Origin of the sequence: Bradyrhizobium sp. 17, assembly GCF_023073515.1 — a bacterium.
GTDB classification, from domain to species: domain Bacteria; phylum Pseudomonadota; class Alphaproteobacteria; order Rhizobiales; family Xanthobacteraceae; genus Bradyrhizobium; species Bradyrhizobium canariense_D.
This window is the reverse complement of record NZ_JADPJQ010000021.1, coordinates 109,726-127,092: the sequence shown is the minus strand read 5'-3', so window position 1 is coordinate 127,092 and position 17,367 is coordinate 109,726. Positions and strand designations below refer to the sequence as shown.

The following is a 17,367-nucleotide window of genomic DNA, read 5'->3' as shown; positions in this document are numbered from 1 at the left end:
GATAGCAAGCGATCAGGTCAAAAGTCTGCTACCATCCTGACAAGTGGGGGGCCGTCCACATCTGCAATCTCTGCACCATCACCACCAACCAGGCCGCCATCATGCCGCTGTTCAGGGTCGTCAACCGCTACGTTGGCAACCGGCCGGCGATGCCGTCAGTGTTTCCGGACTATCCGGCGCCCATCGTCCGCAACCCGAAAACGGTGAGCACGAGTTGACGCCGGCACCGCGGCTCGACGGTCGGAGCGTTCCTTGCGACTAATCCTATGGTCGAACTAGCCTGCCGGCGGACTTCATGGTTGCATCCCCAAACTGATAAAACCACTTGGGGGGACTGGGAATGAAACGACTCCTTTTGGCCGTCGCATTGACGCTCGCCGCAACGGCTGCCCAGGCGCAATATCTTAGCGGCACCGGTTCCAATCCGAGCACGCACACGTCATCCGGCTATACACGTGGCAACGGGACCTACGTCACGCCGTACATCGCCACGAATCCAAACGGCACGCAGCGCGACAATTTCGGCACCACCGGCAACTACAATCCATCCAGTGGCCAAACCGGTCACCGGACGCCGAGATACTGATCAGGCTGATGAGGCGCACCGGCGGATTGGGATTGTCGGGCGCGCCCTAATCCAACTCGTTAGGCCACGTAAATTCAAGGCACGCCGACTTCTCGGAGGGGCTTTCCATATCCGCGCTCAGGCCAACGGCACCAGGTAGGGAATTGATGTCCGTGTACGACCCTCTGCGAGCGAAGTTAGATAGCATGCGGGGGCAAACCGTTCGGCTCACATTTCTAGAAATAGAAGACCTGCTCGGAAGGTCATTGCCTGCGTCGGCCTACAAGTTCAGTGCCTGGTGGGGAAATGAGAGCTCGCGCAAAGCTGGTCACACGCAATCCATGGCATGGTTGGACGCTGGGTTTGCGGCCAGGGTTTCGCTGAAGCAGCGATCCGTCGAATTCATTCCGAAACGTCGGTAGCGATCCAGCTATGCAGTCGCGGCATGTCAAAGGCTCGTTGCTGTCAATCCACCATTCATTGCCATGCGTTTCGCTTGCGTTCGCGCTTGGGTTGCGAAACAGTATGCCCTAGAGGGAGTGGGCGATGGTCAAACTGCGTGCGACGATTTCAGGGGCGTTCCTGCTGCTTACACCCGCCGTGTTTTCGGACGACGGCCAGTCTGCTGAGGTTAAAGTTGGCGTGGGCAAGTCAGGCCAAGCAACCATTTGGATCACTGGAGAGATTGTGCCTGGAGACGCCGACAAGTTTTCGCAGTCAGTTCGCCGAGCCAATGATTCCGGAAAATTTGTTGCTAACGTTAGGCTGGATTCTCCCGGCGGAAATTTGCTCGAGGGGGTCAAGATTGCCGACGCCATCAGGTTCGGAAAGACATCCACCAACGTGGGCAAGACAGCGGTCTGCGCCTCGGCTTGCTTTCTGATGTTCGCCGCCGGTTCAACCAAGAACGCCGGCTACGGTGCTCAAGTCGGCGTCCACGGAGCGTCAGGAGAAAATGGAGAGGAAACGGCGGCATCAGGCGCTGCGACGGTATCGATGGCCAAAATCGCAAAAGAGTTGGGTGTCCCATCCGCCATCATTGGCCGCATGGTCGTTACGTCTCCACAAGACATGGTTTGGCTAAGTCCGCAGGAGCTGCAGTCGATGGGCGTCACCATGATGGGCCGTCCCTCTCAACTCACTCCGCCAGTTGCTAGTCTGCAGCAAACCCCGCCGAATTCGCCTTTCGTCGTTATCCCCATCGGGAGCGGAGCTTTCCGCTGCACGGACAACACCAAACGCTAGTCCTGCTTGGGCAGAAATCGTCAATAGGGCGATGGAAAAATCCGCAAGTCAGAATAGCGGGAAGCCGCTTTTTAGCCGCTCCTGCCAGCCCGAATTGAAAGTGTGTAACGTCGGCCTAAGCTACTTGGATAGTCAGGGCAAAGTCGCGTTCTTGAAAACAGTCGAGGACATGAACGGTAAGGTCATTGCACGTGAGGCATGCACTTTGAACGACTTCAAGGATGTTCGAACCTGCATCAACTGGGACGATGGCACCAGCCATCGTGACATGAAGGACAGCAATGGCGTTTGGTCCAAGGTAGCGGACCAATAGAGGCCCCTATTCCGTCACCTCCGAAGATTGCTCCACGGAAACGACGGGGTCCTCACCCGCGTGGCGGGAAAGCGCAACGTATTCGTCGGTGCATTCATCGACGGCTATTGCAAGGTAGTCCTCGTCGTCGGCGACGAATATCCCGACCAGATCGCGGGTGTCAATGATGCGGACGAGATAGGCTGGCACGCGAAGCTTCCAAGGGAGCAGGCCGCAGCATGCCTGTGGGCGCGGCACATGCCAATACCTTCAGCCCCTTGCGCTCGCTCTCCGGTTGCGGGACATTCCGCCTGGGGAATCATCATGCCATTTAAGCCATGGGCTCGGGCCGAATTTCGCGATGCCTTGCGTTGGCTGCGGACAAATCTTCTCTTTGTGCTGTTTCTTCTGCTAGCCGTTCTGCAGTTCATGACATGGCGATCCGTCGTTGATCTTGCGCGTGAACTCCCGCGAGATCCGCCGGACTGCCGCACCTACAAGCCGTGCATGGTCGAATTGAGCGAATACACTTTACGCCAACTACGGCCCCGCTAATGAACCGCATCGACGGCGCCATGCTGGTGCTTTTGGCCGTTGCTCTCGTTCGGGGCTCGTTTCACCGATGAAGCTTAGGATCATAGAACTCCCTGACGATCACGCGTTCCTCTCGCCGGTGCGCTCGCTGGTCGATGGAGTGTTTAAGGTGATCGGCTGGTTGGCGCTCTCCGCAACAATCCAAGTCGCTGCAGAGGCGGCGCAGAGCGCGCCGCTCTTGTGGCTTGCCTACATCGGCTGTTTTACAGTCCTTTTTTATCTTCAAAAATTTCTCAACTGGCTTACCCACGGAAAGTTACCAGGAATGACTGTGGCGCTTCGAGATGCGAGGCCCGGAAGATCGTCGAAGCTTGCGGGGATCCGCTTACTAAGTCGAGTGGGCGTGCCCTTGCTTGGCTTGGTAATCTGGATATCGATTATTGCAGCCATCCAGGTGACCATTGGAAGATCGGCAACATCGATCGTTGAATATCAGAAATCATCAAAGAAATAGCGAGTCTCCCTCGTGGACCCTCAAACAAGCGAACTCGCAATTAAACTCGCAGCGCCATTTGCGACCATTATGGCAGCCATCGTAGCCGTGTGCGCGACGGTCACGTTTGGCGTGATCCAGTTCCGACTTGGAAGAAGACAAGCTGACATCGCGCAAAACAAACTAGCGTTGGACTTATTTCAGCGTCGCATCGAGGCGTTTTCGACGACGCGAAAGGCGGTCGGTCAAATAGCGACTTTAGGAGCCTCCAGCCCGAGTATTGAGATGACGCTCATCGAAGCCATCGATCCATCTCGGTTTTTGTTTGGGCCAGATCTTCGTAAATACCTGGACGGTCTATATCATCATCTCATCAAGTTGGATTACTGCAACAAGGCCCTAAACGATCCGAATCTTTCTGCAGCCGACCGCGGCAAGACGGCAGATTCCCGGAGCGAACATTTTTTGGCGATCACGGATTTCTACAAGCAGATGGACGGATTGTTCGGTCCATATCTTTCGGCGGAACACGTACGCTTCGTAAAATGGGGCCGATAGGACTGATCAACGCTTTTAGTAAAGTTCTCACCTTCCGAGACGGTCTCGGCCAATTTTAGGTTAGATCAAGAGAGATCTTCAATGGACAGCGGTGGTGCAGTTGAATTTGTAAAGTTGTTTGGTGGTCTCTCTGGCATCTGTTCGGTCGCATTCCTGATATTGGAGAAGTTTACAAAGCACTATCCTGTGGCATTCATTGAAGCGCGCCCACTGATTGACGGCAGCAGAAACATCGTGCCGTTTTTATATTTGAAGAATGTCAGTGAACGACCAATTTTGATTTCGTGGCCGGACGGCGATCTTAGCCGATTCAGGGTCGCGAGGGATGACAGCATAGATGGGATACTTGCGACCATGTTCGAAGGCGAAACTACCATTTCGTTGTCGGCAGGTGCTGACGCGGTGCTGCCCTTGCATCGACCTCGGTCATATGAAGAAATAGACCCCGAAAATGTGTTGGAGTGGATCGCGACTTGGCAATTGGCTCAGCCAATTTTGTGGCGCACTCCTAGGAAACTTCGCGTCCAAATTCGAAAACGCGACTTTGAGGCTTTGATCGACGGCTACGTCGCAAAGCATTAGCCCTTTCGTTTCACGCTCTCATCGGCACCACGTTGCTGGCGCCGCCCTCCACCAGCCCCATCGGGTGCGCCGCCCATAGGTCCAGCGCCTCGCGCTTTTACTTGAAGTAGGGATTCGTGTCATAGGTGCGCAGGAGCTTGGCGGGCAAGTGGTTCAGCAGTGCTCGACGACGTGCGGAGCGAGTCCGAGAATCCCGACATCGGCCCGGCCGGTGCGGCGAAGGTAGGAGCGTCCTGGGCGTCTTGAGCTTCACGCCTGGTCCATCTGCTCGTTCGCTTCGACCAGCCGGAATAGCCGCCCTTGCCGGAGCCGAAGACAAAGTCGCGCTCGTCGCGCTCCCGGATGCTCTCGAGAACGCCTGTCCCCATTATTTGCCGGCGCATGTCTCCGCGCCGCTAGGCCGCCTCGACTCCATCCGACACCGTGCGCGCCATCGCCATTTCGGACGTCTCGTCCGGGTAACCGGTCCGTTCGGCTCCCCAGTTGAAAGTCCAGGCAAGGCGTTCTGCCCGACTTGGATCGATCCAAGGAGCTCACCCGGCCGCCCGAGCCTCCGCCATGCCAGCTATCATAACGGGCGCTTGCGCCGCGCACCGCTGCCGAACCTCGGACATGTCGCGCCTTTGCGCTTGGCGTCAGGAGCGTATGGCGTCAATCGTGTGGGCGATCAGGATCGCAACGCTGACCGCGATGATGATGAGGAGCAGCCAAGTGATCACGTTCGTCTCCATCCCGCCGCGGAGTGAACGCGCTCAATCGCGCACAGTCAAAAACAACCGGCCGACAAGCTTAACCTCGGCGCTGGGCTGAGGATTCAAGGCAACTCTTGCGTCCCGATTCGGTCCTATCGGCGGAATGCGAGTAGGAGAAGAACACCAACAACGCACGCTGCCAGCGAGAGTAAGAAAATACCCACGGCACACCCCGACTCGTTAGGGTTGGATCCGACCTATACCATGCGGGAGGCGCCCCCAAGTACACCAGGTGCCTCGTTGCCATCCCTTGTCTCTGTAAGAAGAATGGCGCGCCAGCGGGAACCGGGGCCCGTCCGAAGATCGCCCCTCAGCTCTGCCTCCGTGCATCCAGGCGATCACATACTGTCGGCTCACGCGAGCACCTGACGGCGTGAACCGGCGGAGCTTCAAGGGACTTTTCCCACCTACGACGCGCAGTAGCTCTCGCCCCCTGAGTGATGACTACTTCTTCGTTACGCGAGCCGCGGCAGCTGTCGATCGCTCGCCCTTGGGAGTTACTTTGAGTTGTAAGCCCATGGCCGAGAGCACTGCAAGAACCGTGGAAAAATTCGGAAGCTGTGTGTTGGTTTTGAAAGCTCGATAAATACTCTGCCGGCCTAAACCCGTCTGTCTTGCCATCTCGGCGATGTTAAAAGCGCCAAGTGCCTCGCCGATAGCCTTACAAATTATCTTGGGTTCAGCTGAAGCAAATGCGCTGTTTAGCTCGTCGGCTAATTTCGAAGGGGTCGGTCGGTAAGTTTTCGTCATTCCAATCTCCCCAAAAAAGAAAGGCCGGCTCAAAGAGCCGGCCCCTATTTTTTTCAGTGATGCTGCTCAGTACCGGCCGATGCTCGGGCCGCCGAACTTGTAGTTCACGCGAACCGTGACGAGATCGACGTCCTGACGGATGCGATCCGCACCGAATGCTACGCCCGCGGGACCCGTGAATGCGAGCGTACGATCCTGCATAAACAGATGATCGTATTCGACACCAGCCGACCAGCCGGGAGCAAAGCCGTATTCCAGGCCTACCCCGACGGTACCGCCCCAACGGGTGTCATCACCGGTGGTGGCAAGCACAGCGCCAGTTGCAGTCGAATAGATCCGGTTGCGATTATCGGTCACGGCAGCACCGCCCTTGACGTAGAACAGGACGTTGTTGGTGGCCCAGCCGAGCTGACCCGTGAACAGACCGAACGCATTGATCCGTGAATCGTTGCGGAAGCCCGGACCAAACAGGGTGCTCAGGTTGCTGCCTCGCAAGTCGGCCCAGTCGCCCTGCGCTTCGAGGCCGAACACCCAGGTCCCAGTCTGCCAGCGATAACCAACCTGACCGCCCGCAACTCCGCCCGTTGCATCGTGCGAACCTTCGGGACCCACCAGGAAGGGGGCAACCGAATCCCAGCTGTTGCGGCTTGAGCCCCAACCGCCGTTGGCGCCGATGTAGAAGCCACTCCAGTCATAAATCGCGGCGACCATCGGAGGCGCCTTGGTGTAGGGACGCGCTGCCATATCCGCCGCGCTTGCCGGAGCCGATAGGCCGAGAGCCAGTGTTCCGGCCGCAACCGCAATAAGTTTCTTCATTCGAGTCTCCCCAAAGATAATCAGTTTTAAGAGTCGCTAGTTCGCCCACCTGCCTTTCAACAGTACTCGCTCGTGGGTGTTTTGCTGTAGCTGGCCTGCCACACTCGCTATCGAAGGCAAGCCGGAACTCTTTATAACAGTTAAGTAATTGGGAACTTTATGCACGTTGGCATTCACAATGAGCCAGCGTTGTTCGCCCGGCTGCTGCCGGAGTCGGGATACAGCCCTGTAGTTGCGGCTTCTCGAAGCCAGCGGGTTCTCTATGTCTTGTGTGTCTCGGTCCTCGTCACCAATCCGCAATGGCTAATCGTGTTGCGATAACTTGGTAGCCATGGCGGGCGTCCCCTCGTCTCAGTTGAACGGATCGTGGATCGATGGCGCCGACTGCCTGATGCGGCGCACGCTCACCGGCGAGCCGTCGGAGACGAACAGCAGCTCGTATCGGCGGCCTTCACTGTCGGTCGCCGAGCAGGTGATATCTGTCACCTTCCTCGCAGCGAAATTGCCAGTCTGGCGGCAGGTACCGGTTGATGGCTGCTCGGCCGGCACCGGCAGTCCGTCAACTTTGGGCCGATCCTTGGAATTGAGCAGCATGCGATCAATCGGCAGCTGGTAGGAATTGTCGTCGGCCCGTTTGCCGTTCTCGCCGGAGAACGATACGACGTGGCTCTCATCGTCGGGATCGTCGACGGCTACCGCAAAATTCACCCGCCCTTTGTCGCCATGGGCGTAAGCCACCGTCTTGCATCCGAAGCTGCGCCCGCCGACCTTCAGCGTCTTGCAGTGCCCGGACATCAGCGCCAACAGATCGACAAAAGCGTTCGGTCCGGCACCGAACGAGGAGCTCAAGGATTCTTCCTTCTGAGGAGATTGAGCAAAGCACGGCGCAAGGTAAACTAGAAAAACAAGCGCTGCGGCAGTCGAATATTTGGGGCATTTGGTCACTTACGAGAGTATCCGTGTATCTCAATTGCGCAACAGGCAGACCACATCAGCATGGAAAGCGCAACGTACACGAAGTCCGGTCACTATCCGCCCCGCAGCCCCGCTGAATGGTTGGCTGAGGGGCATGTGACATGCAGCATCCAGTGCCTGAACGGCCGCTGCGATCGCAGGGTCGACGTGCCGCTCGACAGACTCCCGCAAGATCAGCCGTGGTCAAGCGTCGGCTTGCGCCTGGTCTGCTCAGCATGCGGCGCCGCAGGATCTGTGCATATCGTCCCCAACTGGCATGACAGTCGCGGGCAAGTCAGGCCAAACATGGCGGTTGAGGTTTTGATTCCGCAATGAAACTCGTGACAGCACGTCCCTTCGCTGATCCGGAAGTCGCCGCGCGTAAGCTGGTCGAACTTGCGGCTGCCATTCAGCCGGTACAGGACGGTCGCATCCACACTGAGAAGGTCAACTACCCGTTCCTCTACACGCTCAAGGGAAGCGGTGCGGAATTCGGCGCCGGCATCAGGTGCGCCATCGAGAAGGGCTGGCTAGAGCTGCATGAGAGCGGAACATACGTGCGGCTGCTGACGCCCGGCCGGGACCTGCTGGCACTCCGTTAGGAACCGACCGGGCAAATTCTGCTTGAATGCGCGCTGGCTCGGCGCCCTGAGCTGGCGGAGCGGCCCCGGCATTAGCCCCAGGTCTCCCGAAGCCGGGGCCGTCCCTCGGTTGGACGTCCGCTTTAGCTGGTTTTTGCAAGGTTCGCTCTCGCTCACGGCCAACCTCGCACACTAAGCTCTCGCCTAGGTGGCGGCATTATTCCTGACGGTCGACACAGCTTCGATGAGGACCGGGCACTCTTCATATTCCTTAGCATCGCCCGCAACAGTACCGCGAAGCTCCCTGCACTCGCCGCCATCGAAGAACCACTTGGCTTTGCCAATGGTGACGATCACTTTGCATTTTGGGCATTGCACCTGCATCTGCCTACCATGCGCTCAGAATCGGCGCATTTCCAGCCACTACCTCAGCGAGTTTGGATAAGAAGGCTGCCAAAAAGAGCCTCGAAATGAAGGTCAGCCTATGGGAAAGGCCGCAGGGTGGTTCCAGCCCCCACTGCGGCCATCCGGGACAACTGCAAATTGATGAGTACTTAAATCTCGCCGGTGTTCTCACAGTAGAACACCCCGTTGCGAAAATGGAGTCGGTACAACTACCGGAGTACGCCGTTCTGCCCATTGTCGTTTAAGCACGAACATGGCACGGCCCGGCTTCCAGCCCCCAATGCTCCCGGCAACCGATCCAATTGCGGATTAGAGCGCCAGGAGTGCCACAGGCCCGCCAGTGTGAACCGGCGGGCCTTTTGCTGCCAGATGCTGGAGATCTTCTTGCGGGTGGCGAGACACGCCCTGAGCTTTGGACCGCCTAAGTGCGTTTCCGCCGTTCGCTTTCAGCCCTATTCGCTGCCTTGAGCCGGTCCCTAATGTACTCGGAGATTTCGCCGATCTCCGCCTGCAGGGCGGCTTCCGAAATGCCCTGCCCCTTGGCAGCCTGGATTAGCCGCCGCGTGAGTTCCGCTACATCCTGCGACGCGCCGGCAGTCCGGTACTGCTCGGCAGCGTGGATGCTGTTCTCGGTCCAGAAGTCCATGAACTCGCGAACCTTGCTCACCGTATTCCCCTACGCGGTCTCAGGGCTCAGCGTTAACGACCGTGGGTGACCGGAGCAAGGCCGAGACGGCGCATAGCAAGATTGGGAAGCAGCACCCGTCTGAAGTAAAAGCCCGCCCCAACTTGCGCTGAGGACGGGCCCTCAGCGGCGCGGTGAAACTTGGGGGCAACATCACGCCGCCGATTGGAGTCCTTACCACAGCGCCTCTGCGCCGACCACCATGCGGTTGGCGGCTAGCTTCATTCGTGCCCTTCTACGGGGAAGCACAAAGGCCGCCCCAGCTTTGCGGCTGGGAAGCCGCTCCACTAATTCCCCACACCCGCAATACGCAGTAGCTCTCGCGAGTATGGAGCTACTAGCAATCCAGTCCAGCGGGCGGCCTCGGCGCGACAATTTGCTGCAATTTCGAGCAGAGCGGCCTGCTCCAGTGGCAGCGTGCTCTCCTGGGCCTGCTCCAAGCAGAGCCGCTCGAAGGTCTTGAGCTCGTCGATGATGCGCTGATGCTGCTCCATGGGGGGCGATTAGACTGCGCCTGCGCGGTGCCCGTCAAGGGCGGCTCACCTAAGTTGTTTTGATCGCCCGGATATCCTTGATCTGCTGGATGTATTCGTCTGCGAGATCAAGCAGGCGTTTAGCGGTCACATGGTCACCGATTTGGCGTGCAAGCCTTCGGCATTGCTCCACCTTAGCAAGCATCTGAAATTCTAGCTGCGGTTGGTCGTCAAATGTTGCCACCATGCCCGGTGTATTACACCGACGACGAGCAGCGCGCACCCAAGTCTATGCCAGTAAGGCTACGGTCTAGCGTCGCCGGCAGGAATGAAGCCGCCCACTGAGGCGGTCTTACTCCTTAGTCTCCGTCCAAGTCTGCGCACCGCATTCGCGCTTGAACATACGCACGATTTTACCGTTTTGCGTGTTTAGCATCTTCAAGACTGATCTCGGCTTCCTGCCGCACTCGCCGCAGGGCTGAACCGGATTTGGGTCGAAGCTCGAAAAGATTTCGTTCTTAAAATCACGGTCCACGGTACTGCCCCGCCAGTGAGTACTCGGCTAAGTCCCGAAGTGCACACTTGCTCCCTCGCAGGGAAAAGCCGGGCGGAATTCACCCGGTTGCGTGGCCCATAGCGCGCTGGTCGTAATGCGTATTCCTGCGCTACCCGGCGCTCCGCCTCTGAAATGCCTCGTCCAGTTCCGCAAGGGTGACGACCTGCTCGGCGCGCTGGGCTAGCTCCTCATAATTGTTTGCAACTTGACGGAGCGTCTCTCGGGTCTGCGGGAATTCGCTGTTGTCGGCCTTCGTGCGAAATTCTTCGGCACGCATCCGCCAGTACTTCGGGGAGTGCATTCGTTCCACGCCCATGGCCGATCCCTCGACTGAATTCTTCACTCTTAATGCAGGTTAAGTCTGCTGGTTCCGGGATGAACGTGAAACAGCAAAACAGGCTCCCTTTACTGTTTTTGGCTCAAACCTTTCGATCCTGGTTGCGCCTTCCCAAAGCTCAACAGCATGTCCATCGACGAGGTGCTTCGCTCTGTTCCGGGCTGTCGTTTCATCGGGGACCACCAAATCGACCCGAAGCTGTATGTGCCCGTCAGCCCCGATTACGTAAGCTCGATATTCGCCCATGGTCGCGCCGTTGAATGCTTTCATCCCGCCGAGACTAGGGCCGGTCTAAGATGGGGGTACGATCAAATGAGACGCGCCCGTAATTTTACTGAGGGCACACGCTGTCCCAACGCAGCGGCCCTTCACTTTTTGAAACCTTGCTGCTGATGCCAAGTTTGCCCGATGCCTTCCTAAAGGGCGACCCAGATTGGCCCCAGCTCCTTCGCCGCCATTGCCCCGGGAGCCGGGGCCATATCCACGGCGCTTAGCGCGATCAATCTGGCCGCCGCCCTATTGTACCAAGGAGCTCGGCGTCCTGTGCATTGGAGAACGTATCGTGCCCAAACAAAATTGCCTGATCGTTCGTGCTGCCGGAAGACAATTAGATCTTTTACGCGGCGAAGCCTCCCGCATCGCGAAAGGCAATAACGTCGACTGGTGGGCCGATCAGGCGCAGGTCGGCACTCGCTTCTGCTTCGAGGATGCAAAGGCAAAAGAGTCATTCGCTGTCGCCTGTGACAACTTCGGTATTCCCTGCCAAGACGGCTAGCCTGACGAAGGCCGCCAGAGTGAACCGCTCGGCGTGCTGAAAGTAAAAGGCCCGCCCCATTGCTGGAGCGGGCCGTCGTCGCATCTTACTGACGAACGCCCAGCAGGATGATCTCGTCATCCGAGGCCCGCCCCGCCCAAACGGCACGTGCGTGCTCGATCCGCAGGGTACCTTTCTGATCGTGGTGCGCAGCCCATTCGTTGAACGCCCTCTCGGTCTTAGATCCTACGAGGCTTGGTACAGCCCTCTATTAGAAACAAAGGGATCGCATCCGGCTTCGCGCAGCCCGTGAAAATACGTCCGGAAAAAGCGAGGCCCTCCTTCAACCGGCAAGGGCACACAGATTCAGGTGCGCTTACATACCGACGATCTTTCAGCCGTCGACAATTGGATTGCCCAGCAGGATGCCGCACCAACGAGACCTGAAGCGATCAGGACGCTGATGCGGCAGGCGCTGAGGGGGCAAAAAATAGATGCCAGCCCGCGCCAGCCATCTGCCGACGAGCTCGGAGCGAGACGCATTGCAGAAACTGCGCGCGGGACGCGAGCTAGCACTGAGAGATCTTGAGCCCACCGGCAAGCGCACCGTCTCAAACATGCTGTCCAAGGCCTGGATTGAGCGTGGGAGCGCGGCGGGGACGTACCGGATCACCTCAGCGGGTCTCGCTGCCTTGCGCGTCAAGATAACCTAACGCGGGAGCCGACAATTCGCCTTCAACAGGAACCATCCTGCGCGCCGGCCATTAGCCGCTTGCTTCGAGGACCAATCCACCTTGGTTCGAGGCGTTCCAACAGCGGCCTCCGCGTTGCCCCGCGGGGGCCGTCTTTTTGCGAGGCACAATGGACGAGATGTGGCGCGTGGTTGTGGCGCTTAGCGCGACGGCCGTCGTGGGCGCCGGTGCCGATCTCGCCATTCGGTTCATCGTCGGTCTGCGCGTTTAGATCGGCCAAGCGACACCCGTAAATTTCCCTAGGCCCAAAGTCTCGCAGACTCGCTGCGCTATAGCTTGCCTTCCCGCTTTGGTTGTCGTTGAATTGCGGTAACGGGGATGAATAGCTCGATGAAGTCGATGGTACTAGCCGGCGCGCTGGCGCTTTGTCTGTCGCTCACTTGGTCGGCGGTTGCGGAGGCTCAGTTCGAAGCACTGGCGTTCACAGTCTGCAAGAAAATTCCAACTGATGCTGACCGGCTCAAATGTTTTGACGCGATTGGGCCGAAGGCCAAGACCACGGAAGAGGAGGCAAAAGATCCTACGCCGGTCAAAGGCAAGTGGGTCTACACCGAAAGCAAGTCCCCGATTGACGATTCTGCGGAGGTCACTGCCCTGCTGCTGGGCGAGCCTGGGGAGGTCCTTCTAGTCTTTCGCTGCAAAGAAAACCGAACAGAAGCTGTTTTCGTCCCGGACGGAGTGTTCATCGGAGCATCTAATCGGGTTGACCTGCTTATCAGGATCGATAGCAATCCTCCGGAAACGATCTCTGCACAAGCCGGCACGAACGGCCGCGCCTTGTTCATAGCGCCGCCCGCCGACTTCATGCGTCTACTGCCGGACAACGGTAAGCTGTTCTTGCGAGCCAGCGGCTTCCAAGGGCGTCAGAGCGACGGCACCTTCGCGTTGGCCGATGTTTCCGCAGCTAGAGATAAAGTTGCAGAGACGTGCCATTGGTCAACGGCCAAGAATGATCGTGCAGATGGTTATTCAAAGCCCGCAAGAGACCGTTTGAAAGCATTGATTCAGCAGCCGGCAACGAAGGCAAAGTAATGCTCAGGGAATTTCGAGAGAAAAGCAGATTATGAAAGGATGGCTGGGCAGGTTCGCCATCGTTGCTGGTGGGGCAGCTTTGTCGCTGTCGCTGTTCTGGGCATGGCTGTCGCTCCCGCATCCAGCGAAAGAACTCTATTACTATACGATCTCCGATGGAGCTTATTCAGTAGCTCTTGCTGACCGAGAAATGTTCTCTATAGGCTTGGTGCCTGACTATCGATCTACGGAGTGGAAGCAATACGAATACAGGTGCTCTATCGCGGCGCTAGTGCAACGGCCGCGGAATGGTCCGGCGGGCGTCGAGTATAGAGGCCGCTCTCTCTGCAATTCAGCCGCTCTAGATGACCCCGCGTTCGGCCGCGCTACGGCTCAGTTTAAAACCTATGTTGACAATGATGTTTGGGCACAAGGAACAAACCTCGCTTTGCGCGTAGGTGCGGCCGCTGGATGGGGATTTTTGGGATGGACAATAGTTATGATGGTGACCCTATGCGGCATCTGGATCTCGCGCGGCCGCTCTTTTCCGTTATCCTGAGAGCGCGGACCACAGCCGAGACGGTAGGGAGATCCTTTATTGCCGCTCAAACGCACATCTCTCAGGCGGACTACGCGATTTCCGCAGCCCAAGCAGATGCGATCAAGGGACTGATCAATATGCGGGTGGGCAGTTAGATAGCAATGTTTGACATGGCGCAGACCGTGGAACCGGCCAACAAAGGCATCCGTTTATTGGGGGCCAAGTCATTCAACTATGAACTGGAAGAGTCAGATTGCTTGCTGATTCTCCAAAGCACAGATCTCACCGTACGCGCTGGCATCGAGTGGCCATTTCGCGGACACCGAGACGAAAACCCTGAGGAGCCTCGCGTGCGTCGCTCCATCAATGCATCCATGTCGGAGGTCGACTCTCAAACCTTCGCATTCCGCGGCACCAAGTTTTTGGGTGCCGTAAGGCGGATTACGCTCGAATGCCACGAGAGCTCAAAAGACCACATCAGAGCCATGGTCTGGACGCCTGACGAGAACATGGTCGACGAGACGACGCTCCACGTCGTCGTCACCCTCAAGGAAGATCACTTTAAGGAAACGTTTCATCCAATCTGGCTGCGACAAGCTAAGTCCACACTAGATCTAACGATTGACTGTAGAGGATTTCAGTGGGGACCTGAAGCGTCATTCGCGGAAGTTGGCGACAAGCGACATTACGTCTTAGACGGCTCGCAGGTGGTAGAAGCTGCATTCTGTTCTATCTACTTGCGGACTTCTCTAAACGTCGTCCCACCTCGTTTGCCAACATCGCAGAGGTAGCTATGGGCAAGCTTGTTACCGGCGACGACGGACTCCCGGCCGAGGAGGTCGGCCCGTGGGCCCAAGAGAAGCAGGACCTTTTGTGCAGGTACGTCGATATCTCGCGAGGCGCGCGCGCTAAATTCATCGGGCCAATGAAGGCCGGCGCAACTTACATCGATCTGTTCTGCGGGCCAAGTCGATCAAAGATCAAAGGCGGATCTTTCATCGACGGAAGCTGCGTTGCCGCGTGGCGGAAGAGCGTAGCCGGCAAGGCGCCTTTTTCGCGTATGTACATCGCCGACACGGATGAGGAACGGCTCAGCGCTGCCACACAGCGTCTGCGCGCGCTTGGGGCACCTGTGGCCCCTATCCATGGCGAAGCCGTCGATACTTCGCTCGCAATTCTAAAGCGCTTGGAGCCGAAGGGCCTGCACTTCGCATTTATCGATCCGTACAGCTTGGGCGCCCTGGACTTCAACATCTTCAGAACGCTTTCGCGCCGGACTCGAATGGATATGCTGGTTCACCTGAGCAAAATGGACCTTCAGCGAAACCTGGACGAAAACATCGGGTCCGCCGTATCTGCGTTCGATAGATTCGCGCCAGGCTGGAAAGATGTGATCGACGCTGATCAGGCCCAGCGTCGCATCCGCGCCGAGATTATCGATCATTGGAGAGACCTGGTCTCTGGACTAGGTACCGAGGCGTCCACCGAGATGAAACTTCTCAAAAACACTGGTGGCCAGCACCTCTACTGGCTGCTTCTGGTGGCCAAACACGAGCTCGCCCACAAATTTTGGAAGACGGCTTCCAACCCTGAACAACAAGGTGATTTTTTCAAGCTGTAGCTGAAGGCATCTCGTCGTAGGTCCGCCCATTCAATGTGCGCCCAGCGGCTTTCTTGTTCTTGCCGCCCCACTGTTTGAAGAAAAATGCGGTGCCGTAGCGGCGACAGGCGGACTCGATTTCGCGAACCCACTCAGCATCCATCGGCCGAGCCTTCGGACCGCTCTCGCCGCCAACAATTGCCCAGTGAATTTTCTTGAGGTTCGCCTCGGCGACAGACCCGAGCAGCGGCTCAAACGAGATGAACCGCACCGCGGCGCGCACCGCCCGCAGTTCATCGATTCTGTCGAGATAATCCGCGCTCTCCACGCTAGTGCCGAGCCAAACGTTGCGCAACAACGGCAGACTTGAGGCGATCCTGGCCATACGATCCGGCCGTTTGGTGAGGATCTGGTATGTGTGCTGTGGTGTCGCCGCCATTGTCGACCACACATCCGCAACGAACTCTGCCGGCACATCTTCGTGGAAAAGGTCGGACATCGAATTCACGAAGATCTGGCGTGGCTTACTCCAACCCTTTGGGGTATCAAGCGCCTTCCGATCTAGGTAAAGCTTGCCGGTCCACTTGGCTCGGCCACCGCTTTTCCGGGTCAGCCCTTTGTACTTCGCAACACCCATGGCATCGAGGCGCGCGGCCATCCGCATGGCGTAGCAGTTGGTGCAGCCAGGCGAGAGAATGGTGCACCCAGCCACTGGGTTCCACGTTGCATCAGTCCATTCGATCGAAGTTTCCGCCATGACAAGCACCTTTCAGGGCGTAGAGAATCACAGGAAAGTGGTGAGATTTCGTTAACCTAGAACCTCGCCTCCTAAGCCCCACACTCACCTCACACTACCCGGCGCCGTTCTGGCCGCGTTCACCACATGCCGCGCGATCTCCGCGCCTGAAGCGTCAACGACGATTACGACGGTGCCGCTAGCGCGATCGTGGTCAGGATCGCTGGCGATGTCCCGAGCGACGCGGGCGCCGTATTGGACCGCCAACTCAGCGGAGCGAAATAGCCCCCCCACATCGTCCGCCTGTGTCTCGCCGTCGTGGAAAATCGGGAAGTAGTAACGTCGCATAGCCGCGGTCCTCGTCCTTTAGCCGCGATCATGCCCACATGCCGGGACGGCCCGCACCTGTCAAAAACGACAGGGTCCTGGAAGCGAATCACCGGCGCCCTCCTCACAGCACCCGCCGCGTGTGTCGTCGTCGACCCGCAGCAACAACGCTCGACGCCTCGCGCTAGACAGCCTGGTAACACTTCCCGACCTCGTCCGCGGGGCACTTGGCTGGCACCGACAACCTACCAGAGCCGATTCAATCCGTTTTGAACACGACGCCGATGCGAGTATCACTCGACCAAACGAGACGACAATCTCTGATGATACGGTCTCTTTCCAACATCATCTTGAATGTGGCAGGCATGTGCAGTTTCGTCGATAACTCGATCCCAGCACCGTCCTCCGAGATATTGAACACGCGACAACGTCGGCTGCCGCCATCTCCGAAGATGTAGGCGGCTAAGTCCACTTCCGAACGATCGATCCTCCGACGATCCGACATGATTATCCTTGAGGTGACGCGGCGGTCTCGGGTCCTTCATCGGCCGAAGCTATTGCAAGCAGTCTAAACTGCCTCGCGATCCGTGTTGCCAAGCGCGACCGCTCTTTGGCTAGCTCTCTCTCGTAGTCGGATACATCGTGTCCGTCTCGCTTAAGGACCTCGATCAGGATTGTTTGGCTCTGAACATAGGTCACCTTGTCAGCGATCTCTCGCGTCAAAACAGCCAGCTCGTTATCATTGCTTGTCACGGCGATCTCCTTGGACGGACGGATCACGCGCAGAAAGGCGCTATTTTGCATGCCCAATACTTACAGATCGTTACGCGGGCACCCTGGACCGGCCTTTAGGCGCGCGCCAGCTCGGCCCTGGCCGAGGAAGCTGGGTGCAAGCGCAACCTCGCGACGTTCACGCTCCAAACCTGGAACTCATCGTTTACGATCTTGACGTACGATGGCGATCCGCAGCGCTTGTGCTGGCATGAATCGATGTCCAACGATCGACAAGAGATCCGCCCGTGGTCGCCTGAAGAAGAAGCGCAACTACTTGCGCTACTCGATGAGGGC

Annotated in this window: 24 protein-coding genes and 1 pseudogene; 13 read left to right on the top strand and 12 right to left on the bottom strand. The window is 57.8% G+C overall.

Going from position 1 to position 17,367, the window contains the following annotated elements; genetic code table 11:
* Positions 1–59: 59 nt before the first annotated feature.
* The 4 genes and pseudogenes from IVB13_RS04530 to IVB13_RS04515 all read left to right on the top strand — a co-directional run.
* A pseudogene (locus IVB13_RS04530) lies at positions 60–194 on the top strand (SOS response-associated peptidase); the annotation flags it as partial.
* 146 nt (positions 195–340) lie between these two features.
* A complete protein-coding gene (locus IVB13_RS04525; RefSeq protein WP_247487928.1) occupies positions 341–586 on the top strand; it encodes a hypothetical protein in 246 nt (81 codons plus the stop codon).
* A 525-nt stretch (positions 587–1,111) separates the two neighbouring features.
* Entirely contained in the window at positions 1,112–1,810 is a 699-nt protein-coding gene (locus tag IVB13_RS04520; RefSeq protein WP_247487926.1) for a hypothetical protein, read from the top strand.
* 31 nt (positions 1,811–1,841) lie between these two features.
* Complete coding sequence (locus IVB13_RS04515) at positions 1,842–2,123, top strand: hypothetical protein (RefSeq protein ID WP_247487925.1); 282 nt, start codon at positions 1,842–1,844, stop codon at positions 2,121–2,123.
* A gap of 6 nt (positions 2,124–2,129) precedes the next feature.
* Here IVB13_RS04515 and IVB13_RS04510 read toward each other — a convergent pair whose 3' ends face one another.
* A complete protein-coding gene (locus IVB13_RS04510) occupies positions 2,130–2,312 on the bottom strand; it encodes a hypothetical protein (RefSeq protein WP_247487923.1) in 183 nt (60 codons plus the stop codon).
* Between the two features lie 412 nt (positions 2,313–2,724).
* Between IVB13_RS04510 and IVB13_RS04505 the strand changes: the two genes are divergently transcribed.
* The 3 genes from IVB13_RS04505 to IVB13_RS04495 all read left to right on the top strand — a co-directional run bounded on the left by IVB13_RS04505 (position 2,725) and on the right by IVB13_RS04495 (position 4,269).
* The gene (locus IVB13_RS04505) at positions 2,725–3,150 is read left to right on the top strand and encodes a hypothetical protein (RefSeq protein ID WP_247487920.1); all 426 of its coding nucleotides are present in this window, start codon (positions 2,725–2,727) and stop codon (positions 3,148–3,150) included.
* A gap of 12 nt (positions 3,151–3,162) precedes the next feature.
* The gene (locus IVB13_RS04500; RefSeq protein WP_247487918.1) at positions 3,163–3,687 is read left to right on the top strand and encodes a hypothetical protein; all 525 of its coding nucleotides are present in this window, start codon (positions 3,163–3,165) and stop codon (positions 3,685–3,687) included.
* Positions 3,688–3,768: 81 nt separating this feature from the next.
* Positions 3,769–4,269, top strand: coding sequence for a hypothetical protein (locus IVB13_RS04495; RefSeq protein WP_247487916.1), 501 nt, complete (start codon positions 3,769–3,771; stop codon positions 4,267–4,269).
* 1,196 nt (positions 4,270–5,465) lie between these two features.
* On the opposite strand, the gene IVB13_RS04490 is transcribed toward IVB13_RS04495, so the two are convergent.
* The 3 genes from IVB13_RS04490 to IVB13_RS04480 form a co-directional block, all read right to left on the bottom strand.
* A complete protein-coding gene (locus IVB13_RS04490) occupies positions 5,466–5,771 on the bottom strand; it encodes an addiction module antidote protein (protein ID WP_247487914.1) in 306 nt (101 codons plus the stop codon).
* 66 nt (positions 5,772–5,837) lie between these two features.
* Positions 5,838–6,587 (bottom strand): outer membrane beta-barrel protein, encoded by a 750-nt coding sequence (locus IVB13_RS04485; protein WP_247288204.1) that lies wholly within the window; start codon positions 6,585–6,587, stop codon positions 5,838–5,840.
* A 351-nt stretch (positions 6,588–6,938) separates the two neighbouring features.
* Positions 6,939–7,532 (bottom strand): hypothetical protein, encoded by a 594-nt coding sequence (locus IVB13_RS04480; RefSeq protein WP_247487913.1) that lies wholly within the window; start codon positions 7,530–7,532, stop codon positions 6,939–6,941.
* Positions 7,533–7,873: 341 nt separating this feature from the next.
* Between IVB13_RS04480 and IVB13_RS04475 the strand changes: the two genes are divergently transcribed.
* Positions 7,874–8,143: a hypothetical protein gene (locus IVB13_RS04475; protein ID WP_247487911.1), complete on the top strand. Its 270-nt coding sequence runs from the start codon at positions 7,874–7,876 to the stop codon at positions 8,141–8,143.
* Between the two features lie 183 nt (positions 8,144–8,326).
* Here IVB13_RS04475 and IVB13_RS04470 read toward each other — a convergent pair whose 3' ends face one another.
* The 5 genes from IVB13_RS04470 to IVB13_RS04455 all read right to left on the bottom strand — a co-directional run bounded on the left by IVB13_RS04470 (position 8,327) and on the right by IVB13_RS04455 (position 10,557).
* Positions 8,327–8,479 (bottom strand): hypothetical protein, encoded by a 153-nt coding sequence (locus tag IVB13_RS04470; protein WP_247487909.1) that lies wholly within the window; start codon positions 8,477–8,479, stop codon positions 8,327–8,329.
* A 469-nt stretch (positions 8,480–8,948) separates the two neighbouring features.
* Positions 8,949–9,194: a hypothetical protein gene (locus tag IVB13_RS04465; RefSeq protein ID WP_247454190.1), complete on the bottom strand. Its 246-nt coding sequence runs from the start codon at positions 9,192–9,194 to the stop codon at positions 8,949–8,951.
* Between the two features lie 305 nt (positions 9,195–9,499).
* Positions 9,500–9,706: a hypothetical protein gene (locus tag IVB13_RS04460; RefSeq protein WP_247487907.1), complete on the bottom strand. Its 207-nt coding sequence runs from the start codon at positions 9,704–9,706 to the stop codon at positions 9,500–9,502.
* 49 nt (positions 9,707–9,755) lie between these two features.
* A complete protein-coding gene (locus tag IVB13_RS40125) occupies positions 9,756–9,890 on the bottom strand; it encodes a hypothetical protein (RefSeq protein ID WP_256467679.1) in 135 nt (44 codons plus the stop codon).
* Positions 9,891–10,350: 460 nt separating this feature from the next.
* Positions 10,351–10,557, bottom strand: coding sequence for a hypothetical protein (locus IVB13_RS04455; RefSeq protein ID WP_247487905.1), 207 nt, complete (start codon positions 10,555–10,557; stop codon positions 10,351–10,353).
* 583 nt (positions 10,558–11,140) lie between these two features.
* On the opposite strand from IVB13_RS04455, the gene IVB13_RS04450 reads away from it, so the two are divergent.
* The 5 genes from IVB13_RS04450 (at position 11,141) to IVB13_RS04430 (ending at position 15,257) form a co-directional block, all read left to right on the top strand.
* Positions 11,141–11,353 (top strand): hypothetical protein, encoded by a 213-nt coding sequence (locus IVB13_RS04450; protein ID WP_247487903.1) that lies wholly within the window; start codon positions 11,141–11,143, stop codon positions 11,351–11,353.
* A gap of 1,061 nt (positions 11,354–12,414) precedes the next feature.
* Positions 12,415–13,116, top strand: coding sequence for a type VI secretion protein (locus tag IVB13_RS04445; protein WP_247487902.1), 702 nt, complete (start codon positions 12,415–12,417; stop codon positions 13,114–13,116).
* Between the two features lie 465 nt (positions 13,117–13,581).
* On the top strand, positions 13,582–13,791 hold the full coding sequence (locus tag IVB13_RS04440; protein WP_247487900.1) for a hypothetical protein: 210 nt from the start codon (positions 13,582–13,584) through the stop codon (positions 13,789–13,791).
* Between the two features lie 15 nt (positions 13,792–13,806).
* A complete protein-coding gene (locus tag IVB13_RS04435) occupies positions 13,807–14,427 on the top strand; it encodes a hypothetical protein (protein ID WP_247487898.1) in 621 nt (206 codons plus the stop codon).
* A gap of 2 nt (positions 14,428–14,429) precedes the next feature.
* Positions 14,430–15,257 (top strand): three-Cys-motif partner protein TcmP, encoded by an 828-nt coding sequence (locus IVB13_RS04430; RefSeq protein WP_247487896.1) that lies wholly within the window; start codon positions 14,430–14,432, stop codon positions 15,255–15,257.
* Here IVB13_RS04430 and IVB13_RS04425 read toward each other — a convergent pair.
* From IVB13_RS04425 to IVB13_RS04415, 3 genes are all read right to left on the bottom strand, one after another.
* Entirely contained in the window at positions 15,247–15,993 is a 747-nt protein-coding gene (locus IVB13_RS04425; RefSeq protein ID WP_247487894.1) for a DUF5131 family protein, read from the bottom strand. The two genes, IVB13_RS04430 and IVB13_RS04425, sit on opposite strands and share 11 nt — an antisense overlap.
* Before the next feature lie 84 nt (positions 15,994–16,077).
* Positions 16,078–16,320, bottom strand: coding sequence for a hypothetical protein (locus IVB13_RS04420; RefSeq protein WP_247487892.1), 243 nt, complete (start codon positions 16,318–16,320; stop codon positions 16,078–16,080).
* Between the two features lie 238 nt (positions 16,321–16,558).
* On the bottom strand, positions 16,559–16,804 hold the full coding sequence (locus IVB13_RS04415) for a PilZ domain-containing protein (protein ID WP_247487890.1): 246 nt from the start codon (positions 16,802–16,804) through the stop codon (positions 16,559–16,561).
* Positions 16,805–17,367: the final 563 nt, after the last annotated feature.